21 protein-coding genes are annotated in these 24,112 nt (G+C 65.0%); 11 read left to right on the forward strand and 10 right to left on the reverse strand.

Features of this window, described 5'->3' with window-relative positions; translation table 11 throughout:
• The first annotated feature begins 2 nt into the window (after positions 1-2).
• Both rsmA and IP68_RS00925 read left to right on the forward strand, forming a co-directional pair.
• On the forward strand, positions 3-827 hold the full coding sequence (rsmA, locus tag IP68_RS00920; protein ID WP_156317897.1) for a 16S rRNA (adenine(1518)-N(6)/adenine(1519)-N(6))-dimethyltransferase RsmA: 825 nt from the start codon (positions 3-5) through the stop codon (positions 825-827).
• A gap of 141 nt (positions 828-968) precedes the next feature.
• Entirely contained in the window at positions 969-2,711 is a 1,743-nt protein-coding gene (locus IP68_RS00925) for an amidohydrolase family protein (RefSeq protein ID WP_054133073.1), read from the forward strand.
• 19 nt (positions 2,712-2,730) lie between these two features.
• Here the strand turns inward: IP68_RS00925 and IP68_RS00930 are convergent, their stop codons facing one another.
• The 8 genes from IP68_RS00930 to IP68_RS00965 all read right to left on the reverse strand — a co-directional run bounded on the left by IP68_RS00930 (position 2,731) and on the right by IP68_RS00965 (position 12,815).
• Positions 2,731-3,408 (reverse strand): hypothetical protein, encoded by a 678-nt coding sequence (locus tag IP68_RS00930; RefSeq protein ID WP_197275681.1) that lies wholly within the window; start codon positions 3,406-3,408, stop codon positions 2,731-2,733.
• Between the two features lie 40 nt (positions 3,409-3,448).
• On the reverse strand, positions 3,449-3,808 hold the full coding sequence (locus tag IP68_RS00935) for a hypothetical protein (RefSeq protein WP_054133074.1): 360 nt from the start codon (positions 3,806-3,808) through the stop codon (positions 3,449-3,451).
• Positions 3,805-5,022 (reverse strand): class I SAM-dependent methyltransferase, encoded by a 1,218-nt coding sequence (locus tag IP68_RS00940; RefSeq protein WP_082382052.1) that lies wholly within the window; start codon positions 5,020-5,022, stop codon positions 3,805-3,807. Before IP68_RS00940 ends, IP68_RS00935 begins: the two co-directional genes overlap by 4 nt.
• 190 nt (positions 5,023-5,212) lie before the next feature.
• Complete coding sequence (locus tag IP68_RS00945) at positions 5,213-7,027, reverse strand: DUF885 family protein (protein ID WP_054133076.1); 1,815 nt, start codon at positions 7,025-7,027, stop codon at positions 5,213-5,215.
• 84 nt (positions 7,028-7,111) lie between these two features.
• Positions 7,112-9,394, reverse strand: a complete 2,283-nt coding sequence (locus IP68_RS00950; RefSeq protein ID WP_156317885.1) for a TonB-dependent receptor — start codon at positions 9,392-9,394, stop codon at positions 7,112-7,114.
• 81 nt (positions 9,395-9,475) lie between these two features.
• Positions 9,476-9,961, reverse strand: coding sequence for a hypothetical protein (locus tag IP68_RS00955; protein WP_231683597.1), 486 nt, complete (start codon positions 9,959-9,961; stop codon positions 9,476-9,478).
• A 269-nt stretch (positions 9,962-10,230) separates the two neighbouring features.
• Entirely contained in the window at positions 10,231-11,487 is a 1,257-nt protein-coding gene (locus IP68_RS00960; protein WP_054133078.1) for an amidohydrolase family protein, read from the reverse strand.
• A gap of 23 nt (positions 11,488-11,510) precedes the next feature.
• Positions 11,511-12,815 (reverse strand): amidohydrolase family protein, encoded by a 1,305-nt coding sequence (locus IP68_RS00965; protein WP_054133079.1) that lies wholly within the window; start codon positions 12,813-12,815, stop codon positions 11,511-11,513.
• Positions 12,816-13,081: 266 nt separating this feature from the next.
• Between IP68_RS00965 and IP68_RS00970 the strand changes: the two genes are divergently transcribed.
• From IP68_RS00970 to IP68_RS00980, 3 genes are read left to right on the forward strand one after another with little or no spacing between them, the layout of a single operon-like run.
• Entirely contained in the window at positions 13,082-14,887 is a 1,806-nt protein-coding gene (locus IP68_RS00970; RefSeq protein ID WP_054133080.1) for a DUF885 family protein, read from the forward strand.
• 2 nt (positions 14,888-14,889) lie between these two features.
• The gene (locus IP68_RS00975; RefSeq protein ID WP_054133081.1) at positions 14,890-15,147 is read left to right on the forward strand and encodes a DUF3311 domain-containing protein; all 258 of its coding nucleotides are present in this window, start codon (positions 14,890-14,892) and stop codon (positions 15,145-15,147) included.
• Entirely contained in the window at positions 15,144-16,598 is a 1,455-nt protein-coding gene (locus IP68_RS00980; RefSeq protein WP_054133082.1) for a sodium:solute symporter, read from the forward strand. Before IP68_RS00975 ends, IP68_RS00980 begins: the two co-directional genes overlap by 4 nt.
• A 15-nt stretch (positions 16,599-16,613) precedes the next feature.
• Here IP68_RS00980 and IP68_RS00985 read toward each other — a convergent pair whose 3' ends face one another.
• Positions 16,614-17,510 (reverse strand): LysR family transcriptional regulator, encoded by an 897-nt coding sequence (locus IP68_RS00985; RefSeq protein WP_054133083.1) that lies wholly within the window; start codon positions 17,508-17,510, stop codon positions 16,614-16,616.
• Positions 17,511-17,666: 156 nt separating this feature from the next.
• Here IP68_RS00985 and IP68_RS00990 point away from each other — a divergent pair, with 156 nt between their 5' ends.
• The 6 genes from IP68_RS00990 to IP68_RS01015 all read left to right on the forward strand — a co-directional run bounded on the left by IP68_RS00990 (position 17,667) and on the right by IP68_RS01015 (position 22,429).
• Positions 17,667-18,587 (forward strand): dihydrodipicolinate synthase family protein, encoded by a 921-nt coding sequence (locus IP68_RS00990; RefSeq protein WP_054133242.1) that lies wholly within the window; start codon positions 17,667-17,669, stop codon positions 18,585-18,587.
• A gap of 5 nt (positions 18,588-18,592) precedes the next feature.
• A complete protein-coding gene (locus IP68_RS00995) occupies positions 18,593-19,768 on the forward strand; it encodes an FAD-binding oxidoreductase (protein ID WP_054133084.1) in 1,176 nt (391 codons plus the stop codon).
• Positions 19,765-20,049: a (2Fe-2S)-binding protein gene (locus tag IP68_RS01000; protein WP_054133085.1), complete on the forward strand. Its 285-nt coding sequence runs from the start codon at positions 19,765-19,767 to the stop codon at positions 20,047-20,049. Before IP68_RS00995 ends, IP68_RS01000 begins: the two co-directional genes overlap by 4 nt.
• Complete coding sequence (locus IP68_RS01005) at positions 20,042-21,403, forward strand: NAD(P)/FAD-dependent oxidoreductase (protein ID WP_054133086.1); 1,362 nt, start codon at positions 20,042-20,044, stop codon at positions 21,401-21,403. The genes IP68_RS01000 and IP68_RS01005 overlap by 8 nt, the downstream gene beginning before the upstream one ends.
• A 109-nt stretch (positions 21,404-21,512) precedes the next feature.
• On the forward strand, positions 21,513-22,001 hold the full coding sequence (locus IP68_RS01010) for a VOC family protein (protein ID WP_054133087.1): 489 nt from the start codon (positions 21,513-21,515) through the stop codon (positions 21,999-22,001).
• A gap of 23 nt (positions 22,002-22,024) precedes the next feature.
• Positions 22,025-22,429 (forward strand): RidA family protein, encoded by a 405-nt coding sequence (locus tag IP68_RS01015; RefSeq protein ID WP_054133088.1) that lies wholly within the window; start codon positions 22,025-22,027, stop codon positions 22,427-22,429.
• 16 nt (positions 22,430-22,445) lie between these two features.
• Here IP68_RS01015 and IP68_RS01020 read toward each other — a convergent pair whose 3' ends face one another.
• The gene (locus IP68_RS01020; protein ID WP_197275682.1) at positions 22,446-24,098 is read right to left on the reverse strand and encodes a DUF885 family protein; all 1,653 of its coding nucleotides are present in this window, start codon (positions 24,096-24,098) and stop codon (positions 22,446-22,448) included.
• Between the last annotated feature and the right edge of the window lie 14 nt (positions 24,099-24,112).

Consider the following 24,112-nt stretch of genomic DNA (forward strand, 5'->3'; position numbering starts at 1 on the left):
CCGTGACGGCCCTGCCCCCCTTGCGCGACGTGATCGCGCGCCATGGCCTTGCCGCCAGCAAGGCGCTGGGCCAGAATTTCCTGCTCGACGAGCAATTGCTCGACCGGATAGCCGCAGTTCCGGGCGATCTCGATGGCCACGATGTGCTCGAAATCGGCCCCGGTCCCGGTGGCCTGACCCGCGCGCTGCTGCGCGCCGGCGCCAGGGTCACCGCGATCGAACGCGATCGCCGCTGCCTTCCCGCGCTTGCCGAACTGGCAGACGGTTTCCCCGGCCAGTTGACGGTGATCGAGGGCGACGCGCTCGAACTGCCGCTGGGCCAGGTGATGCCCGGGCCCTGCCATATCGTCTCCAACCTGCCCTACAATGTCGGCACCGCGCTGTTTGTCGGCTGGCTGGGGGGCAAGGCCTGGCCGCCTCAATGGCTCTCTCTGACGCTGATGTTCCAGCGCGAAGTTGCCGACCGCATCGTCGCTGCCACCAACGACGATGCCTATGGCCGCCTCGCCATCCTCAGCCAGTGGCGCTGCCATGCGCGGCTGGCGATGAAGGTCCACCGCAGCGCCTTCACCCCGCCGCCCAAGGTTATGTCGGCGATCGTCCACCTCACCCCCGCGCCGATGCCCGAGGGCGTCGCACCGTCGCGGCTCGAAGCGCTTACCGCAGCGGCGTTCGGCCAGCGCCGCAAGATGCTGCGCCAGAGCCTGAAGGGTCTGCCCGGCGCACTTGCGGCACTCGAAAGCGAGGGCATCGACGCCTCGCGCAGGGCCGAGACCTTGAGCGTGGAGGATTTCGTCCGCGTGGCCAGGGCGATGGACGCGGTTTAGGACGCTTAGGCTGCACGACGCCCATCGCCGCAAATCGCTGCAACCCCCTTCCCTTTCCGTGCAGGTAAGCTAGCATTCCCTCCAAACCCGCGCAGCCCGGCATCAGACCTGGGCGCGGCGGAACGGATGAGGAGCTTTGAGATGTACGATCTGATCATTCGCGGCGGCACTATCTATGATGGCCTGGGCGGCGCGCCTTTTGTCGGCGATATCGCGATCAGCGGCGATACCATTGCCGCAGTGGGATCGGTCAGCGGCCCCGCGCGCGAGGAAATCGACGCAAGCGGCCACATCGTAACCCCAGGCTTTGTCGATATCCACACCCATTATGACGGCCAGGCGACTTGGGATGACGTCATGGCGCCTTCGTCCTGGCACGGCGTCACCACCGTGGTCATGGGCAATTGCGGCGTCGGCTTTGCGCCCGCTGCGCCCGACAAACACCAGTGGCTGATCGGCCTGATGGAAGGCGTCGAGGACATTCCGGGCACAGCGCTTGCCGAAGGCATGACCTGGGATTGGGAAAGCTTCCCCGAATATCTCGATTCGCTCGAGAAGCTCCCGCGCACCATCGATATCGGCACCCATGTGCCGCATGGCGCGGTGCGCGCCTATGTGATGGGCGAGCGTGGCGCGCGCAACGAAGAGCCGACCGACGCCGATGTCGCCGCAATGTCGCGGATCGTCGAGGACGGTCTGCGCGCGGGGGCACTCGGCTTTTCGTCTTCGCGTACCGTCTTGCACAAGTCGATCGACGGCGAGCTGGTCCCCGGTACCACGGCGACTGCAAAGGAACTGATCGGCATCGGTCGCGCAATGGGCAATGTCGGCTATGGCGTGTTCGAGATGGCGTCCGACCTGGTACCCGAATGGAACGAGTTCGACTGGATGACCGCTTTGTCCAAGGAGACCGGGCTGCCGGTGACCTTCGCCATGCTGCAATCGCCGATGAAGCAGATGACATGGACCGAGCAAATGGCGGCGTGCGAGCAAGCCAACCGCACTGGCGGGAATGTCGTGGCGCAGATTTCGCTGCGCGGCACCGGGGTGGTGATGAACTGGCGCGGCACGGTGCACCCGTTCGTCCAGCGCCCCAGCTGGCGCGCGATCGCAGAACTTCCCTGGGATCAGCAGCTCGCAAAGCTCAAGGATCCCGCGTTCAAGGCGCAGTTGCTCGCCGAAGACAATCTGCCCCCGCCCTCGCTCGATATCGCGGCGCTGTTCATGCTGGTGACCGCAGGCTTTGCGCTGCAGTTCGCCATGCACGATGATTTCACCTACGAGCCAACCCGTGATGACAGCATCGCGCTGCAGGCGGACGCTGCAGGCAAGGACGCAGCGGAATTTGCCTATGATACGCTGATGGCGGATGACGGCAACGGCTTCATCTATCTGCCCATCCTCAACTACCAGGATGGCAATCTCGATTTCATCAAGGGCCTGCTCGAGCGCGACGACACCGTCGTGTCGTTGTCCGATGGCGGCGCGCATTGCGGCACCATCTGCGATGCGGCTGCCCCCACCTTCCTGCTGAGCTACTGGGCGCGCGACCGCAAGGCTGGGACGATCCCGGTGGAGCTGGCGGTCAAGCGCCAGTGCCATGACACGGCACGGCTCTATGGCCTCAACGATCGCGGAGTGCTGCGGCCCGGCTATCTCGCCGACCTCAACATCATCGATTTCGCGGCGCTGCGCCTCAGCCGCCCGTGGCTGGCGTTCGATCTGCCGGCTGGCGGCAAGCGCCTGTTGCAAAAGGCGGACGGCTATGTCGCGACGATCAAGTCGGGCGAGGTCACCTTCCGCAATGGCGAGGTCACTCAGGCACGCCCGGGCGGGCTGATCCGTGGCCCGCAGAATGTCGAGCAGCGGGTAGCAGCGGAGTAACCCGCCCAGGGCACGGCGATCAGAACGGCTTCACCGTGCCCAGGAAGCAGATTCCGGCAATGGTGATCCAGTAGACATAGGCCATCATGCGGCCATAGCCGATCTCGCGCGCCAGCGCGGCCTCCTGCGCGGGATCGGGGCCCAGCGCCAGCGCCCGGAAACGGGTGGTCCAGCGCCGCATGATCCAGCGCAGCCCCAGCCCGATGCACAAGGTAAAACCGTAGAGCGTCAGCTTGGCTGCGTACCAGCGCATCCCCTCGCTCGCCTCGAAAGGACCATTTCCCAGCAGCGAGGATATACCGGTGATGAAGATTGCAGGGATCAGCAGATAGCGGATCGCCTCGTCGGCCTTGGTGAGCCTGATACCTGTGTCGGTTTCGCGCGCGAAGAACGCCCCCCAGCACAGCCCCAGCCAGCCCGCGACGAACAGCCACATCGCGGTGAGATAGCCGCCGCCAAAGGGCTGCAGGCCATAAATATTCCCCATGTGCAGACCCAGCGGCAACAGCAGGATGATCCCCGTGCGCGCCAGGATGTCGATGCGATAGGCGGTTTCCATGTGCCTCCTGCGCTCGTCGAGCGACAGGGCGGGGTTGGTGACATTGTAGCTCGACTGAAAGACGCCCCATTCGCCCCCCAGCCAGTACACCATGGCCAGGATATGCACCCAGCGCAGCACGAGAACTTCTTCTATCACCCTATCCCCCCGATTTTTTTGATTTGCCTCCAGCCCGGCATCAGGGCCGGGTCAGTGCCTCGACCACATCCATGATCGGCGGATCGGGATGCTCCATCGCTTCGACCTCCTGCTGAAAGCCGCGCATGATCCGCGCGATATAGGCGCGCGTCGCCTCGCCGCGTTCGTGCCCGGTGGCGCGGTCGGGGGCATACGCCTCCACATCCTCGCGTCTGAGACTGCCGCCGGCCTCGAGCAGCCGCTCGACCGTATCCAGCCGCTCGCGCGTCGCGGACAGTTCGGCGGCGAGCGCCAGCGTCAGCGAATAGAGCCGGTCGACCGCGGGCTCGTCGAAAAATGCGGGGCGGCGGCCCTTGGCGCGCGCGCCTGAGCGCTCGATCCAGTCCAGTCCCTCGGTCATGCCGCCATCTCCTGCGCCCGAGCAGGCTTACACGCGCCATAGGCGTTCCAGATCGCCGCGCGGCCATAATCCTCCGACGCGCCATCGGGCGACGGCGGGAAGATCGACGGATCGACCACCGCGCGCACGCCGACGGAAAACTGCTCCGCCCGATCAAAGCCCGCCTCTTCCATCGCCTGCTCCATGTTCACGCCATGCATCGCCGACCAGAATGGCTCATTGTTGTTGAAGGCGTCCCAGTCGCGCATGAACTGTTCGAACAGCGGCATATCCGGGCCATATTGCGGCTGCTCGACATGCAGCATCAGCCCGCCGGGCTTGAGCACGCGGTACGCCTCGCGAAGGATACGCGGCAACGATGCGGCGGAAAGCTCGTGCAGGAACATCGTGGTCTGCACCCAGTCGAAATGATCGTCGGCAAAGCGCGACAGGTCCTCGCCATTGGCCTGAACGAAGCGGATGTTGCGCACTCCCAGCCCCGCCGCGCGCGCTGCGCCATAGCGCAGGCTGGGCGCGGCGGTGTCGATCGCGGTGACATCCGCATCGGGATAGCCCTGCGCGATCGGCACCGCATTGTGGCCAATGGTGCACCCAATATCGAGGATCCGCCGGGGCGACCAGCCGGGCCTGTTGGCCTTGGCCCAGGCGACCACCGCCTGCCCGCCGCCATCGTTGAGAGCGCCCAGCGCGCCGCCGGTGGTGGCGAACAGCCCGACGTCATAGTTCGCCCCGACCGTGACATCCCCGGGCCGTTCCTCGCCATGATAGCCGCCGGGCTGGCAGTGGATGTCGACGCAGGTCTGATATTCGGGCTGGACGATTCCGGAATCGAGCTCGAGCTGGCCCGAATGCTCGTTGTACTGGCGCGCCTGCGCGTCGAGCGCGTCGAGCTGGCGCAGCACCGCCTGGCGGCCGTTCATCTGCCGCATCTCCATCGAATTGCGCTTGAGCGCCGACCATGTGCGGTGAAACGGATCGCGGTTCATCCCCTCGCGGATCTCGTCGCGGTGCTGCGGATCGCGACCATGCTCCGCGCGAAAGGCGGGCAGCACGCGGGCATCATAGGCCAGCTGGTTGCCCCGCCCCAGCGTGCCGGACACATAGCGGTTGAAGTGGGTCAGGAAATTGAACCGGGCAGCCTCGTCGTGGCTGGTGCGCGGCATCATCGGGTGGCGCATCAGCGCGGTATAGGCAGGTGGAAGATCGCTGGTCATCGTGTCGGGCCTTTCCATCGGGCCGGAAGCGGCAGCGCACTCCGGACTTCGGGCTCACCAATATCGTCACGCCCCTTCCCTGCGCCGGGTGCCGGAGGAAGCGATCTGACACGATAGTTGTACGGACAACTTTGCGATCGGGATTTGATCCCGGTCAAAATTCGGCCAAGAAAATGAAGCGCTGAAACGCCTAGGCGGTGCGTCCGCTCCAGTCGCGTACTGCGGCATCCAGCACGGTCATCGGCATCGGCCCGGATGCCAGCACCAGATCATGAAAGCCGCGCACGTCAAAGGCTGTGCCTTGCGCCTTGCGGGCGGTTTCGCGCGCGGCAACGATGGCATTGGCGCCAACCTTGAAGCTGCACGCCTGGCCGGGATAGACCGCGTAGCGGGTGACCTCGCGGTCGGTCGCCTCGGGCTGCTCGCCTGCATTCTCGACCATCCATGCGACCGCCTGGGCCTTGGTCCAGCGGTGGTGGTGCAGCCCGGTATCGACAACGATCCGCGCCGCGCGGAACAGGTTGGACTGCAGATAGCCGATCCGCCCGAAGGGATCGTTCTCATACACTCCCAGTTCGTCGGCGACCTGCTGCGCATAGAGCGCCCAGCCCTCGGTATAGGCCGAAAAGCGCACGATGCGGCGGAACAGCGGCAGCGCGGGCGCATGCGCTAGCGCGCTCGCCTGATAGTGATGCCCCGGAATGCCCTCGTGATGGGTCAATGTCGGCAACCGCCAGGTGACATGCTCGCCGGGGTTCTTGAGGTTGAGCGAATAGACCCCGGGCTGGCCAGGCGCGCCTTCGGAGTAGAACGCACCCGGAGCGCCCGCCTCGATCGCCGGGGGAATGCGACGCACGACGATCGGATTGATCGTCTGGCTGTTGAACGCGCCTGGCAGCAGCGCCTTGATCGTGTCGAGTTGCTGCGTGGCGAGCGCAACCAGCGCGTCGCGCCCGGCATCATCGGCGCTGACCCGGAAGCGCGCGTCGGTATTGAGCGCGGCGATCCGCGCGATCACGCTGCCCTGTGTCAGCCCCTGCTTGCGCAACAGCCCGTCGATCTCGGCGGTGATCGCGCGGCATTGCTCCAGACCGATGCGGTGCAGTTCGCCGGGCGATATATCCACCGTGGTATTCGCTCGCACCGCTGCGGCATAATAGGCCTCGCCGTCAGGCAGCTTCCACACGCCCGCGCGATCGTCCGCCTGCGGTGCCAGCGCCTCGAGCGCGGCGATCTGGCGGCTGAGCGCGGGCTGGATCTCGTCGCGAAAGACGGCGAAGGCGCGTGCGCTCACATCGCCAAGCTGCTGCGCGCGGATCCGCTTGAGCGCAGGCGCGATCAGCGCGGAATCGCCCGGCGCGCCATCACGCAATCCCTTGATCTGCGCGATGGTGCGCACGAGAACAAAATCGGGCGGGATGACGCCGATCCCGGCATCATGGCGGATGCGCTCGCTTTCCTGATCGATCGCATGCGCAAAGGCCGACAGCCGGCTGAGCCACGCGTCCACATCACCTGCGGTCTCAATGGGGTGACGGCTGCCGATGAAGTCCGGCAACCAGTAATAGGCGCCGTTCATCTGGCTGACGACATAGGGGCTGGGCCGCAGATTGCCGTCGACATAGCCATAGCGACCAAGAAGATCAGCCAGCGTCTCATAGACATAGCGCGCGACGGCATGGTCGAGCCTGGCGCGGGGCGACAGCGCGCTCACATTGATGCTGTCCAGATTGGCAAGCGCCACCTTGATCGCCGCACGATCGGTTGCCCGCGCCGCCATCGAGCGATCGTCGAGCCGGCCGCGCAGCGCCGCATTGGCTCCGACATCGAAATTGCTGCCGGTCGCCTCCTCGGGCGATCGCCGCAGAAAGGCCTCGCTGTGTCTCTGCAACAGCGCGGCAAGCGCGCTATCCGCGCTCAGGCCCTGCGCCAACAGGGCTTCGGGCACGATGCCCGCAAGACCGCTCGCCGCGGCCATTCCCATGAAGCCCCGGCGATCGATCATTGTCCTGCTCCAAAATGCTGTTCGGTCCTGTCCTGGAATAAGCCAAGGGGACGGCCGCGACCAGAGCCGTCCCCTCGGGCGATGTCAGAACTTGTAGCCCAGGCTCGCGCCGAAGACGCGGAACGAAGGCTCGACCTGTACGCCGCTGTAGAACGCCTTTTCATAGGCATTGGCATAGAAATCCGCCTTGAACAGGTTCTCGACGAAGATCACCGCGCGGATGTTTTCGTCCTCGATGCCGAGGCGCAGGTTGACGTTGTGATAGCTGGGGCTTTCGAACGGTTCGCCCGCGACGTTCTGGTAGAGATAATAGAAGGGGTTGGAGATCATCGACGAGCGGAAATTCCATTCCGCGCGCGCAAAGGCCTCGAACCGCTCGCCGATCGGCACGGTATACTGGGTCTGCGCACCCAGCGTCCACTGGGGCGCGTTGGTGAGGTCCTCGCCCGAAATGTCGATGATCACGCCGTCGATCAGCGCATTGGGATAATCGACATATTTGGTCTTGTTGTATCCGACATTGCCGCTGAGATTCCAGTTGTCGGTCAGCCGCGCGTCGAAGCTTGCTTCGATACCATAGCTTTCCGCCGAGGCCGCGTTGGCGATGCCGCTCACCCCGCGCAGCAGCCCCGTGCCTGGATCGATGAACTGGAAGCGGATGGTCTGCTGCACGTCCTTCCAGTCCATGTAGAAGGCGGTGATGTCGACCCGCAGCCGGTTGTCGAACAGATTGAACTTCGAGCCGAATTCATAGTTCCACAGCGTTTCGGGCGTGAACTCGTTGGTCAGCGCCGCGCTGTTGGTGGTTTGCGTGCCGCCCGACTTGAACCCGCGCGAGGCGGTGGCGAAGAACATGAGGTCGGTGTTGGGCTTGTAGGTCAGCGTGAACTTGGGCGACAGGTCCTCGAAATCGGCAGCGCGGTCGTTGTTGCCGGTGACGATCGTGTTCGACCGGGTCTGCGAGACGTTGGTGACCTTTTCCCACGAATAGCGCAGGCCCGCAGTGGCGGAGAACTGTTCGGAGAAGTTGACCGTGCCCTGCGCGAAGATCGCGAAATAGCGGCTGGAGCTATTGCCGTCGGCGCCTGTCACCTCGAGCCCGCTGCAATTGCCCGCCCGAGCAGCAGGACACAGCGGGCTGGCCGCGCCGTGGAAGGTGGACTGGTCGCTGACCCCGGTGTCCTTGCCGAGCGACGTGCCGATGCTCCAGTCGAACACCTGCGTCCCCGTCGATTGCAGTCGCAGTTCGCCGCTGGTCGACTTGCGGGTGAGCACCAGGTCTTCATAGAAGAAGTCGCGGCTGCCGCCATCGACATCGCCGAAGTTGAACGAGTCGGCGACAAGATGCCCACCGACCGCCGTCAGCTCTGCAATGCCGAAATCCCACACGGCGCGCGTGCTGAAATATTCGAACTTGGTGCCGACGCTTTGCGGGCGGTTGAAGTTCACGCGGCTGTTGTTCTGCGGGAAGAAGCCGACGCCATCGGGATCGCCGATCAGCCCGGCGGTCCTGCCATAATAGACCGAAGCCCAGGTGCGGGTGACGAAGCCGGTCGGCACGCCGTTGCGCATGCCCACCTCTTCATCCGAATAATTGTACATGAAATCCCAGGTGAGATCGTCGATCGGAGTGAAGCGCAGCTGGACGCGGCCCGTATAATATTCGCTGTCGTTGCCGCCGCCGATCCGGTTGATGTTGCGGATATTGCCGTCGGACTTCTCGAACTGGCCCGATGCGCGCAACGCGAGGACACCGGGGATGATCGGCACGTTGATCACGCCCTGCGCACGCTTGGTGTCGAAGCTGCTGTACCCGACCTCGAACTCGCCCTCGAACCTGTCGACGGGCTTCTTGGTGATGACGTTGATCGCGCCGCCCACCGCGTTGCGCCCGAAATAGGTGCCCTGCGGCCCGCGCAGGATTTCGATCCGCTCCAGATCGACGATCTGCGGGTTGCTGGTGCCCGCCGCGACGTTGAACTCGTCGACATAGAAGGCGTAGCTCGACTGGCGCACATCGGCAAAGGGGTTGAGCTGGTTCGAGATGCCGCGGATCGCGAGATCCTTGCGGTCGCGCGAACCGTTGGACTGGAAGCTGACATTGGGCGTCATCGCGAAATAGTCTTCGACGCTCTGGATGTTCTGGTTCTTGATCGTCTCGGCGCTGAGCGCGGTGATCGCGATCGGCACATCCTGCAGGCTCTGCTCGCGGCGCTGCGCGGTGACGACGATGTCGTTGGCGCCCACCGATTCCTCGGCCTCCTGGGCATAAGCGGGCATGGCCGAAAGACCTGCGATCAACGCCGTTGCGGCAGCGCTGATGGTGAAACGGCGAGCGCCGCGCGTGCGATAGATGCTGTATGTCATGTCAAAAACCCCCTCTTCGCCGGCGGTGATATCCGCCGGTTCCAATGATCCAATCCTCTCCGAAGTCGCAGCTTTAAGGTGTCAGTCCGTCCAGCACTGGGCGTCGAGCGGGTCTTTGCCCGCTTCGAGCGTGTGCCGCACCAGAACGATCGAGGCGATCTTGCCGCCCTTGAGCTCTGCATGGCCTGCCGCGAGCGAGCAGCCCGTCTTGCCATCGCGCCGCGAGCGGATGACGTGATAGGTGTACACGCGGTCCTTGGCCTCGAAGACATCCTTGAACGGCACGACGATCTCGACATCGCCGCCGCCCGACTGGATCTTCTGGAAATGGGTCGCCCACTGGTCCACGCCGTTGATGACGGTGCGACCTTCGAGCACCAGAGTGGCTTCAGGCGTGAAGAACTTGGAGAAATTTTCGGGCGTATAGGCACCGGGCGTCTTGAACGCCTCGTTCCACCAGATGAACATTTTCGAGACGATATCGGTCGCGGGCTTGTCCTGCGCCACGGCGGGCGTCGCCATGCCAAAGGCGGCGACGATGGAGGCGACGAGCAGCGTTTTCTTCACATGAGGCTCCCTGTAATTTTGTTGCTTGATCGGCGACCGATTGACCGTGCCGTTACGTGAAGTGTCCGTCAGTTGAAGCGTTGTTTCAACAACATTGTAAATCCGCTTTCGTTGCGCTGGATGCAAACTAGACGCGATATCGTTGGACTGGCCGAGCCAAACTGCCTCCCACGGAGAAACAGCTGCGTCTTTCAGCGCACTGACAATCTGTTTTTATTCAGTACGTTGTTCGACAGGCCAGTCGGCTTCCCGAGCTTGCCCAGGCCGCCTCAACGCTGGCGATCATCGCGAATCACCTTGCCGCCCTTCATCACGAACCCGATGGTGCGCAGCGCGGCGATATCGGCGGTGGGGTCGGCATCAAGCGCGACGATGTCGGCATAATAGCCGGGCTTGAGAACACCGACCTCGTTGTCGACGCCCAGCATCCTTGCAGGCTCGATCGTGGCTGCACGCAGCGCCTGTGCGGGTGTCATACCGGCATCGACATAGATCTCCGCCTCGCGCACCGTCGCCGTCGTGCCTTCATTGGGCTCCCAGGGATATTGGTCCGTCCCCAGCGCGATGCTGACGCCTGCGGCAATCGCATCGCGCAGCGACTGGATATGCGCCTTGCCGACCGAATCCACTCGGTCGAGATACCAGGGCGGCGACCCGATCTTGCGGTAAAATTCCCTTGCGCCGCTCTGCGACACGACGATCGTCGGGATGAACCACACCCCCTTCTGCTTCATCTTCCTGAGCACCGGCGGGGTCAGGAAATAGCCGTGCTCGAACGCGTCGATCCCTGCATCGATCGCGACCTCGGACGCGATCGGCGAGCCGGTATGGCCGGTGACCTTGACCCCGTTGCGATGCGCGACCTCGATCGCGGTGGTCAGCTCGGCATCGGTGAAGGGGGATGCCCCGATATCGCCATGCGTGTCGGAAATGCCCCCCGATATGCCCAGCTTGATCCAGGTGGCCCCGGCCCTCACCTGCTCGCGGACCGCGCGCGAAAACTCGGCCGGGCCGTTGACCTCGGTCTTGCCATGCCCGCCGGTGGCGACGATCGAAGATCCTGCGGTGTGGATGCGCGGGCCATCGAACATGCCAGCGTCGATCGCGCGCTTGAGCGTGAAATCGACCCCCGCGTCCGATCCGGTCAGGCGGATGGTGGTGACCCCCGAGTGCAGCGACTTCTGCGCGTTGTCGAGCGAGCGCAGCACCATCGAATCGGGGGTTTCGTTGTAGATCCGCGATGCCCCCGGAAGGTTGAGCGCGAGGTGGACATGCATGTTCATCAGCCCGGGGATCAGCCAGCGGCCTTCCATCGGGATCACCCTGGCGCCGGATGGCACGCTGGTCGATGCACGCGGCCCGATCGCCTGGATGCGCTCATCCTCGATCACCACCACCGCATCGCGGATCGGCGCCTTGCCGGCGAGATCGACGACCGTGCCGCCGACCAGCGCAATCGTCTCCGCAGAGGCAGGCGAGGCAAGCGTGGCACACAAGGCGGTGAAGGCGAGCAGAGGATATTTCATGGGGCGTCCCTTGTGTGACCGGTTCAGCGCGCGATGGTTTCAGGCGCGGTGTCGTTGCGATAGATCACCCCGCCCTTCATCACGAAGTCGAGCGTGCGCAGCGCCGAGATGTCCTTGGTGGGATCGGCTGCGACCGCGACGATATCTGCATATTGGCCCGCAGTGATGCGCCCGACCGATTTGTCGACACCCAGCATCGCCGCCGGACGGATGGTTGCGGCCTGCAGCGCCTGCAGATGCGTCATGCCTGCCTTGTGGTAGAGCTCGGCCTCGGCCACCGTGGCGGTGGTGCCGCCATTGGGCTCGAACGGGAACTGATCGGTCCCCAGCGCGACATTGACCCCCATGCGGATCGCCTTTTGCAGCACCGCCCAATGGTCCTTGCCGGTCGATGCGACCCGTTCCAGATACCATTCGGGCGAACCGATCTTGCGATAGAACTGATAGGCACCGGGCTGGCTGACCACGATGGTCGGGACCAGCCATGTCCCCTGTTTCTTCATCTCGGTGAGAACCTGATCGTTGAGGTGATAGCCATGCTCGAAGCAGTTCACGCCGAACTTGAGCGCCTGCATCGCCGCCTCGGACGAACCGTTGTGCGCGGTGACCTTGACGCCGTTGCGATGCGCGACCTCGATGATCGTCGAGAGCTCTGAATCGGTCATCGGCGCGGCGGAGATATCGCCATGGGTGTCCGATATGCCGCCCGAAATCGCGATCTTGATCCAGCTGGCGCCGGCCTTGATCTGCAGCCTCGCCGCCTTGCTCAGCTCGGCGGGGCCGTCGGCCTCGAGCGAGCCATGACCGCCCGTGGGCACGATCAGTTCGCCTGCCGATTCGATCCTCGGCCCGATCGCCTGACCCTTGCCGATGGCGCGCTTGAGCATGAAGTCGAGCCCGCGGTCCTCGGCCGTCAGGCGCACCGTGGTCACTCCGGCGAGCAAAGTGCGGTGCGCATTCGCCGCCATCCGCAGGATCTGTTCGCCATCCTTCTCGTTCATCAGCTCGGCACCCTCGGCACCGGGTAGCTTCAGCCCGAAATGGACGTGCATGTTCATCAGACCCGGCACCAGCCACTTGCCGTCCATCCGCACGACCTTGGCGGACGGCGGCACGGCGATGCTCGCGGACGGGCCGACGCGCACGATCTTCTCGCCCTCGATCAGCACCACCGCATCGCGGATCGATGCACCGCTGTCGATGTCGACCACCGCGCCGCCGACCAGCGCGGTCATCACGGGCGCATCGGCCCGCGGCTGGGCTGCAACCGGAGTGGCGGCCAGCCCCAGACTTGCGGCAAAGGCAGCCAAGACATGCGGTCGATTCATTTTCGGGACCCTCCATAGGTGTGTGGCGCCAAGCCTGAGGCAATGGCTGTGGAAAACAATGCGCTAGACCGCGCAAATTCATTGCGCCAGACGCAACGTAACGACGATAAGGCTACGCCAAAGACAACGACATGCCTTGCAAATGCCCGGATTACCGCGCTTTTGGCTCTTTCACGGGGTTTTGCACCCTCCCGCCTCTCCGGCTTGCATTATTGCGCTGGTGCGACACGATCAGCAACAAGCGAAAAGCAACTCGGGGACCCGCCATGCACAGTCCGTCTTTCCAACTCTCGCGCCGGACGCTGATCAGCGCGATGGCCGCCAGCACGCTGACGCCGCTGCCCGCTATGGCGCAGGGTTCGTCCGCGTCCCAGGCGTTGCGCGCGTTGCTCGAACGCAGCGAGGCCGCCGATGCCGCGCTCAACCCGCTGCGCGCCGCGCGCACGGGCAAGAGCGCAGGCGCGTTGTTCGTCGATCCGCTGGGCGATAATTACGCCAAGGCGTTGCGCGCCAACAAAGTGGTTGCGCTGGCCGATCTCAAGGCGATCGATCGCACCGGCCTGCCCGCAGCCGATCGCATCGCATATGACGTGTTCGACTATCAGACCCGGCAGACGCTGACCCTGTTCGACAGCGGCCTGTTCGAGGTCCAGCGCATGGCGCCGCTCAACCCCTCGTTCGGGCTGCACATCGAGTTCCCCGATTTCCTCTCGAGCGGGGCCGCGCCCTTTGCGACACCTGCGGATTACGACGCGGCGCTGGTGAGGATCGATGGCTTTGTCGGGTACATGGACAGCACGATCGCCCGGCTGAAGCAGGGCCGCGCCCAGGGCTATCTGCAGCCCAAGGTGATCGTCGCCAACGTGCTGGCGCAGGTCGATGCGATGCTGAAGCTGCCGGTGGAGCAGAGCCCGTTCTGGACGGGCATCACCCGCATGCCCGACAGCATTGCAGCCGACGAGCGCAAGCGGATCAATGCGGCGTTCCGCGCGGCGGTGGAAGGCAAGGTCTACCCCGCCTATCGCGGCTGGGCGACCTATCTGCGCGACACCTATCTGCCCGATGCGCCCGAAGCGCCGGGGCTGTGGGCGATGAAGGGCGGCGATGCGCTTTATGCCTGGGATCTGGCGCGGCATACCACGACCACGCGCTCGGCCGACGACATCCACCAGCTCGGCCTTTCCGAAGTCGCGCGCATCCGTGCGGAGATGGAGGCGGTGCGCGCCAAGGTCGGCTTCGACGGCGACCTCAAGGCATTCTTCGAGCATGTCCGCACCGACCCGCGCTATTATTGCAAGACGCCGGAAGAGCTGCTCGGCCGGTTCAAGGCGATCGAGGAGCGGATCTGGCCGGCGATCCCGCGGCTGTTCCACGCAAGGCCCAAGGCGCCGTTCGAGGTCCGCCCGCTGCCCGCACTGGGCGACCAGCGCGGCACCGGCTATTACCGCGTCGGCCCGCCCGATGGCGTGTCGCCGGGGATCCTGTTCTTCAACATGTCGATGCTGGGCACCCGGCCGATCCCGACGCTCGAGACGCTGACGTTGCACGAGGGCATTCCGGGCCACCATTTCCAGCTGACGCTCGCGGCCGAGAATGCCGACCTGCCGCCGCTGCTGCGCCACGGCCAGGCGACCGCCTATACCGAAGGCTGGGGGCTGTATGCCGAATCGCTGGGGTCGGAGCTCGGCATGTTCACCGATCCGATGCAGTTGTTCGGACATCTCGACATGGAAATGCTGCGCGCGGTGCGGCTGGTGGTCGATACCGGCATCCATGCCAAGCGCTGGGGTCGGCAGCAGGCGATCGATTATATGCTCGCCAACACCTCGATGGCACCGCGCGACGTGGTGGTCGAGATCGACCGCTATATCGCCTATCCCGGCCAGGCTTGTTCGTACAAGATCGGCGAGCTGAAATTCCGCGAACTGCGCACCGCCGCCGCCAAGGCGCTTGGCCCGCGCTTCGATATCCGCGATTATCACCATCAGGTTCTCTCCACCGGCGCGCTGCCGATGGACGTGCTCGGCGCGAAGATCCGCAGCTGGATCACCGCGGGCGGCGGAAAGGCCTGAGCATGGCGCCTGCTTCCCCGGCGGTTTCACGCCGCCATCGCTGGCTGCTGCTGATTCCGTTCCTCTGGCAGATCGGCGGCATTCCGCTGGTCAACGACATCGCCTGGCGACCGTTTTCGCTGCCCTTCCCGATGGTGTGGCAAATGGCGGGGATCGTGATCACGTCGCTGGTCATCGCTTTCATCTTCTCGATCGACAGCAAGCACCCCGAGTTCGAGGGCCCGGATGATGACACCCCGGCCACGGGAGAAGCCGCATGATCCTCGCGCTGACCCTGGCGGTGGTGCTGGGCACGATGGCGGGAGCGCTGCTCTCGGCGCGGCGGCATGCCAAGGCCAAGACGCTGGCCGACTGGGCGGTGGGCGGTCGCCGCTTTGGCGTGCTGGTGTTCTGGTTCCTGAACGCGGGCGAGATCTACACGACCTTTGCGGTGCTGGGCATATCGGGCTTCGCCTGGGCGCATGGCGCGCCGGCCTATCTGGCGCTGACTTCGGTCTCGCTGTCCGCGACCATCGGCTATTGGCTGATGCCCAACATCTGGAACGCTGGCCGCAGGTTTGCCCTGGTGACCCAGGCGGATTTCTTTGCCAGCCATTACAACGCAACCTGGCTCGGCGTGGTCGTCGGCATCGCCGGGATCGCCGCGCTGGTGGTCTATGTCCAGATCCAGATCGTCGCGCTCAGCCTGATCGTGCGCCTCACTTTGGGGCCAGAGGTCTCGACCATCGCAGCAGCGTTGATCGCCGCGGTGGTGATGCTGGCCTTCGTCTATTTCGCAGGCCTGAGATCCGCTGCGTTTGCCGCCGGGGTCAAGGACGTGCTGATGGTGGTGATCGTGATTTGCCTGTGCATTACCGTTGCCTCCAAGGTCGGTGCCACCTCGATGCTCGATGTCTACCGCCTGGCGCAGGATCAGTATCCCGGGATCGGCCGATTGCCCGGATTGCAGCCCGAGGCCGGTCTCTCGACCATCTGGCTGATGACCGCCGCGCTCAATGTTGCGCTGGGCAACTGGATCTTGCCGCACCTGTTTCAATTGTGTTTTTCCGCCGGGACAGAGGCAACCATCCGGCGCAACGCGATCTGGCAACCGCTGTATTCCCTGTCCTATTTCTTCATCATCCTGCTGGGGCTGGCCGCGCTGCTTGCAGGCACCCAGCCCGAGGGCGGCGATACCAATGCGGTGCTGCTGCAGTTCGTGTCGGACCGGTACCCGCCCTGGGCGATCGGCATCTTTGCGGGCACCGCGTGCCTGCTCGCGCTGGTTCCGGGATCGGTGCTGCTGCTCACCGCGGGATCGATCTTCAGCCGCAACATCCTGCTGCCGATGATGCCAAGCCTGTCCGACCGCGCCTCGCTGCTCGCCTCGCGGCTGTCGATGATCGTGTTTGCCGCGATCGCGGTGTGGCTCACTTTGGGGGGGTCGCGATCGCTGGTCGAGATCGGACTATCGGCGTATGCCGCGATCGGCATGCTCGCGCCGGGCGTGTATTTCGCCTTCCTCTGGCCGCGCGCGCATGCCTGGGGTGTGCTGGCGGGGATCGTGGTGGGCTATGCCGCGCTGCTGTTGCCGCAGGCACAGACGCTGTGGAGTGCGCTGCTGCCCGAATGGGACCATGGGCTGGTGGCGATGGCCATCAACGCTGTGGTGACCGCAGCCGTCTGCCTCGCCTGGCCGCGACGCGCAGCGCTTGCAGCGCAGCCTGCCTGAGCCGAAATCTTGGCATCAGCTCCAGCTCTTCAGCCGCGTCTCCAGCACCCCCATCAGCCGCGCGGGCGCGCCCTCGAGCTGGCGGCCCAGCCGGTGGATCAGGCTCACCGTGCTGTGCTCGATCGCATCGTCGAGCAACGGCCGCGCAACCAGACTGCCTTCGTCGAGCTCGGCCAGCGCGGAAATTCGCGGCAGCACGGTCAGCGCGCGCCCGGCCTTGGCGATCTCGCGCATCATCTGGATCGATGTGGTGACCAACCGCGGCTCAAGCCACACCTGCGCGCGCTTTTCGGCGTGGTTCAAGGTGCTGCGGATGCGGAACCCCTGCGGCGGCAGGCACAGATCGAAGCGGCCGAGATCGGCGATGGTCAGCGCCTCCATCGCAGCCGCAGGATGATTGGGCGCGCACAGCACCATCAGCGGTTGTTCCACCGTGCTGCGCGTGCGGATCTTGGGTTCGCTCGTCGTGTGCAGAATCATGCCGATATGCGCCTCGTCGTCGAGCACCATGCGGATGATCTCGGAGCTGGCACAGCTGGTGACGGTGATCGATATCCCCGGATTGCGCCGCTGGAAGCTCTCGATCAGCGCGGTGAACGAGGGTCCGAAGAACCCCTCGCCGATCGCCAGATCAATCCGTCCGGACTTGACCTCGCGCAGTTCCTGGATGCGGTTGAGCAGCGCCTCCCGGTCGGCCATCTGGTTCTTGTGATAATCGAACGCCAGTTGCCCCGCCTCGGTCAGCCGGATCGAGCGACGGCCACGCTCGATCAGCGCGATACCCATCTCGCTTTCCAGCTGCGCGATCTGGCGGCTGATCGATGAGGTCGCGACCCCGATCTTGTCGCTCGCCAGACGCATCGAGCCGAGGTTTGCGGCCTCGTAAAAATAGTGCAGCGCATTGTCCCACATTCTCGCAGTTCCTTGGCAACCGTTGCAAATCTGGAACTCAAAATGCCATTCGTTGCGATAAACGCAACCATTTTCGTCTTTTGATGTCCTTGCTGCCAAGGCAGCTTGGCCTATCGGGGTGCTATGCTGTATGTCCGGAACAGGGGAGCCGAATTGATGAACAAAAGATCGCGCGCCAGTTGGCAGGGATATATCCCGGCGATCACCACACCGTTCGATGTGGATCGCAATCTCGATCTCTCCGCGTTGGGCACGCTGCTCGAATGGCTCCACAGTGAAGGGATGCACGGGCTCCTCATCGCCGGGACGACCGGCGAATGGCCCAGCATGTCGCCCGAGGAATGCAAGACGCTGTTCTCGGCGGCAGGCAACCAGCTCGGCGGCAAGCTGCCGCTGCTCGCCGGGTGCACCGCGTTCACCGCCGAGCGGGTGCTGGACCTCGCCGATCACGCCGCAGATAGCGGCTTTGACGGCATCGTGGTGACACCACCGCCGTATTACCGGCCGCTTCCCGACGAGATCTTCGGCTTCTATCGCGACATTTCGGCACGGAGCCGGCTGCCGATCTGCGTGTACAACTGGCCCCCGGGCACCGGCATCGACATGCCGCTCGACCTGCTCAAGCGCATCGCCGGGCTCGACAATGTCGTCGCGATCAAGCAATCCACCAGCGATCTGCGCAAGTTCCTCGACACCTTTTTCGCGCTCAAGGACGAATTGCGCATCTTCGGCCATGCGATGGACGAGCATGGTCTGGCGCTGCTCGAATCGCGCGGCGGCGACGGCACGATGGGCGCCGGCGGCGTGCTGGGGCGGATCCATGCCGATTTCTACAATCATCTTTGGGCAGGCGATATTGCCGCTGCGCGCGAATGCGGCCGCAAGGACCGGCTGATCCTCGATGCGTGGTACACGCCCGAACTGGTGGGACGGTTCGGGTCCGGGCCTGCCATCCTCAAGGCTGCGCTCAACGTCCAGGGCCTCCCCGGCGGCTATGTCCGCCCGCCGCTGCAGGACGTATCCGCGCAGGATGTCGAACGAATCCGGGAGACATTGGCCACGCTCGGGCGCATCTAGGATCGATGGAGCGGGCGGACGTAGCAATCATCGGAGGCGGGCTGGTCGGCTGTGCGACGGCCTGGCAGCTCGCGCGCAAGGGCGCCTCGGTGGTGCTGGTCGAGGCCGGTGACATCAATGCGGGCGCCTCGGGCCAGAACGCCGGGTCGCTGCATTTCCAGATTGAGCGCCGCTTTCTCGAAAACGGCGACGCCCTTGCCGAGCAGGGCGCGCAGATCGTCGCGCTCAGCCGCCACGCGGTCATCGACTGGCGGACGATCGAGCAGGAGCTTGGTGCCGATCTGCATGTCGCGATGCACGGCGGGCTGATGGTCGCCGAAACCGCCGGACAGGTCGCGCTGCTCGAGACCAAGGCCGCGCGCGAAAGCCGTGAGGGTTTGGCGGTGCGCACGCTGGATGGCGACGAGGCGCGCGCGATCGCCCCCTATCTCTCGCCCGGCATTCTGGCGGCGAACTTCTCGGCCGATGAGGGGCATGCCGATCCGCGTGCGATCACGCCCGCGCTCGCCGAAGCGATCAAGCGCGAAGGGGCCACGGTTCGCACGGGTACCCGCGTCCAGACGATCGCGCGCGAGGGCGGAAGGTTCGTCATCCGAGGCGACGGGCTTGCCCTTTCCGCCGACCAGCTGCTGGTGGCGGCAGGCGCGTGGAGCGCGGATATCTGCGCGCTGATCAACATTCACATGCCGATCTATCCGGTGGCGCTGCTGATGAACGCTACCGAGCGCGTTCCACCGATGGTGCCGCATCTGGTGCAGCATGTCGGGCGGCGGCTGTCGCTCAAGCAGACGCACGCGGGCAATCTGCTGATCGGTGGCGGCTGGCCCTCGCGGCTCGCGCAGACCAGCAACGGCGGGTTCGACCTTTCGGCCAAGGCACAGATGATCCCGGAGTCGCTGACCGGCAATCTGCTGGCGGCGCGCGACGTGGTGCCCGGCGTCACCCGGCTCAACCTGATCCGCAGCTGGACCGGGGTCACCGCGATCACATCCGACCAGCTGCCGATCGTCGGCCCGGTGCCGCGCATGCCCGGGTTGTGGGTCGCGGCAGGGGGATCGGCGTTCACGCTCGGTCTCACCTTTGCGCGGCTGATGGCCGATGCGATGATGGGGGGAGACGCAGACGAGCTGTCGCTGCTTTCTCCGGCAAGGTTCGAGCATTTGAACGGATTCATGGGATGAGCGCCGAACGGATCACGCAGGATGTCGAGCGCGGCGAGCCGATCGCGATCCTGGTCGACGGCCAGCCGGTCGCGTGCTTTGCCGGCGAGACGGTGGCGACCGCAATGCTCGCGGGCGGGCTCGATGCCTTCCGCACCGACCAGCGTGGCCGCCCGCGCGGGCTGCTGTGCAACATGGGCAGCTGCTACGAATGCCTGGTGACCGATCTCGCCACCGGTCGCCGGGTGCGCGCCTGCCTTGCGCCTGCAGCAGACGGCATGGAGGTCTCCACCCGTGGCTGACCGGATCGAATGCGATGTCGCGATAATCGGCGGAGGACCTGCGGGCCAGGCCGCTGCGCTGGCGCTCGCCGGACGCGGCCTTTCGCTTGTCGTTATCGACGAACAACCCCGGCCGGGCGGGCAGATCCTGCGCCAGCCCCCTGCCCGCTTTGCAGTGCGCGGCTGGCTTCAAGAACGCAGCTACCGGCCGCTCAAGCAGCTGCTCGAACGGTTCCAGGCGCTGGATGGCGTCCAGTGGCTGGGCGGGCATTCGGTGATCGGGCTGCAGAGCGGATCGATCATCGCCCTCGGCCCCGATGGCGCCACAACCATCGCCGCACGGCACATCCTGATCGCAGCGGGATGCCACGACCTGGCCGTGCCGCTTCCCGGCTGGACGCTGCCCGGGGTCTATGCGGCGGGCGGCATCCAGGCGTTCATCAAGGGGCAGCAATTGCTGGTGGGCAAGCGCGTCCTGCTCGCCGGAACGCATCCGCTGCAATTGATCATCGCCGCGCAGATTGTCGCTGCAGGAGGATCGGTCGCAGCCGTGCTGTTCGCGCAACCGCGCAGCGCGATGATCGCAGCTCTCGCCCGCCATCCGGCAGCAGCCCTGCGCCGCGCCCCCGATCTGCTGGCGACCGCAGGCGCGGTGAAGACGCTGGCGCGGGCGGGAACGCCGGTCCGCTACGGAACCTCGCTCGAGGCGCTGACCGGCACCGATCGCGTCTCGGGGGCGCAGACCAGCGGCGGGGCGATCGACTGCGACGCGGTCGGGCTGTGCTATGGCTTCGTGCCGCAATCTGCGTTGCCGCGCATGGCGGGCGCGCAGATGGCAGCAGCGGGTCCAGCGGGCGGCTGGGCGTGCAAGCACGACGATTTCATGCGCACATCGGTGCCGGGCCTTTTTGCGGCGGGCGAGACCACCGGCGTTGCGGGCGCCGCAGCCGCAGCTGCCGGAGGTGCGCTGGCCGGGATCGGCATCGCGCTCGATCTGGGGCTGATCTCGCGTGACGCTGCCGAAACCGCTGCACGCCAGCCGCGACGTGAACTCGCCCAGCACCGCGCCTTCGCCGCGCTGCTCGATGATGTTGCCGATCCCAGCGCCTATCTTCCCGCATCGTCGGCCGACACGATCATCTGCCGCTGCGAGGATGTCGATCAGGCTTCAATCGCCGCCCAGCTGGCTCGCTGCCAATCCGCCAACGCGATCAAGCTTGCCACCCGCTGCGGCATGGGCGTGTGCCAGGGGCGCAATTGCGAGCCCAGCCTGCTCAGGATGATCGCCGCTGCCGGGGGGCCCGCGCAGGCGGGCTTTACCGCACGCTTTCCGGCGCGCCCGGTAGCGATCGCCGACCTGTTGCCGCCGCAATGACCGGCGTTCGCGATCATTGCGTTGCTGGCAACGACTTTTCCGTATTCATTGCGTTGCAGGCTCGCACCTTGCGCCGCAATATGGGCCCTCGCAACATGGGGACACGCGCATGACACCAGCACCCGAAAAGCCTGTATTCCTCTCGGTTGACCACATCTCGTGGACCGTCCCGGATCTGGAGGCGGCGCTGGCCTTCTACCGCGACGTCATCGGCGCGGAGGAGCTGTTCCGGATGGGCCCGCTTGATGCCGCCGATATGCCGGTCGATGACCAGGGCGTCGACTGGATGGCGAGCCATGTCGGGGTGCCCGGCGCGCGGATGACGCTGGTGATGATGAAGCTCACCGACAACATGAACTTCCAACTGGTCCAATACGACAAGCCCGACGATCGCCGCACCGACCTGCCGCGCAACTGCGACCGCGGCGGCCATCATCTCGGGCTCAAGGTCGATGATGTCGACAAGGCGCTCGCCTATCTCACCGCTTATGGCTGCACTCCGCTCGAGACCATCCACATCGATGCCGGGCCGCTGGCGGGCAAGAAGAATGTCTATGTGCTCGATCCGTTCGGGCACCATCTCGAGATCGTCGACTGACACCCGCACCTAAGGAACAGCGCATGACCAACACCAAGATCAACCCCGCCGGAATGTACGACGCTGTCGGCTATGGCTTTTCGCACGCGGCGATCCATTCAGGAGGCCGCACGGTGCACCTTGCCGGACAGGTCGCCTGGGACAAGGATTGCAACGTGGTCGGCGGCGATGATCTTGCCGCGCAGACGCGTCAGGCGCTCGCAAACCTCAAGCAGGTGCTTGCCGAGGTCGGCGCGACGCCTGCGCATATCGTCCGCCTGCGCACCTATATCGTCGGGCATAGCCCCGACAAGCTGGGCCCGGTTCTGGGCGAAGTGGGCGCATTTTATGACGGCGCCATCCCCGCACCCAACACCGTCATCGGCGTTCAGGCCCTCGCCCTGCCGGACTTTCTGATCGAGATCGAGGCAACCGCGGTCATCGACTGATCGCGGTTGCCCGGAGTCAGCGCAGACCCTTGATCTCGTCGTCGAGCCCGGTCATTTCCCAGCGGATCAGCGAGATCGGGATCGATCCTGCCGCGCGGAAGCGGTCGTGGAACGACTTGATGTCGAACGCCTCGCCTTCCTGCATCGCGACATCGGCGAGCAGCTTTTCGAGCTCGACCTTGCCCATATAGTAGCCAATGCCATAGCCCGGCTGGCGCAGGTACAATTCGATATCGAACTGCGCCACGGCATCGCCGGGCTTCATCCATTTGGGCGTGCGCGCGATCAGCGATTCATTGGCCTGCTGCCAGGTCCATTCATTGGCCTGCATCCGGATTTCGGGAATGATCCGCGCCGCGCGCTTGGCGCCCAGGATATAATCGATCTCGCGCGTCTTGGGCCTGTCCTCGAGCATCCCGGCCTGCAGGATCATCTCTTCCATGTAGAAAGCCCAGCCTTCGTTGCGCAGCCCGTTGACGAAGAACAGCCGCGGCTTGCCGCGAACAGGCCGCGTGTCGCGCGCGGCCTGCAGCGAATCGAACATATGCCCGGGAAGATTGTGCGCGCGCAGCGGCAGACCGTCGCGGAACTCGGCCTGGAAGAAGAAATGGAGGTTGAGCGGCGGGTCGAACAGCCCCGGCTTGGATGGATCCCGATCGAACGGGAACTGATAGGGCCCCTCTTCGGGATCATGCTCGACATAATCGGGGATGGTGACCCAGTCGCCGTCGCGCAGCAGCTTGAGCAGATGCTCGTCCTCGGCCTTGCGCTTGGCATCGAACGCGGCGCGCGTGGTGACGGGATCGGGCATCGGAATCGCCCGGTTGCGGTGCTCCTCGATCTTGAGGAAGGTGAGCTGCCGCTGATATTCGCGCTCGCCGATGGTCTCGACCTGCTCGGGCGTGTACGGCAGCAGCAGCACGTTCTTGAGATACCAGGCATAGTTGTCCTTGCCCACGCCACCATGCGCGGGAAGCCCGGCCTCGATCGATTCGAGCCACGCCTTGAAGTCTGCGGCGGCGGCCTGGGCGCGTTTTGCGGGCTCGACCAGTTCGGGCTGCAGCTTGGCAGCAGACGTAGCCAGCTCGCCGAAGACGTTCATCTCGACCCGCTTCTGCACGATCGCCAACCGCGCGAGATCGCCGCGCGCGTCGGTAAGGCTGGCGCGTGCCTGGCGCAGCGCACCGGGCACCGCATCGAGCTTGGCCGCCAGCACCTTGGCCTTGTCGGCAGCGAGCGGAAGCTGGGGAATACCGAAAGCACCGTGCATCTTGGGCCCGAAGCCCAGATTGGTGACGCTGTAGAAGCCAGGGTCGCGCTTCCACGGCTGCATCACGCGGTGCTGGAATTCCAGGCCCCGCATCTCGGCGAGGACCACCATGTAATCGACGCGTTCGCTGACCGGCCAGCGGCTGTCGTCGATCGCCTTCAACCGCGCCTGAAAGCTGCGCAGCCCTTCATATTGCCGCGCCATTGCAGCGGGCGAGTAATCGGGCAGGCCATCGACCATCTCGGGTGCGACAAAGGCGCGGAACTCGTCGTACAGCGCCACCAGATCGGCATGGCTGGCGGACGCAGGCGCAGCTTGCGCCACGGCCGGAAGAGACCCCGCCGTCGCAACCATCGGGAGAGCCAGCAAGGCCGCCATCACACGCATCTTGAGTTTCATCATCTTTCTCCCTG

The sequence above is a fragment of the Blastomonas sp. AAP25 genome (assembly GCF_001295965.1).
GTDB classification, from domain to species: domain Bacteria; phylum Pseudomonadota; class Alphaproteobacteria; order Sphingomonadales; family Sphingomonadaceae; genus Blastomonas; species Blastomonas fulva.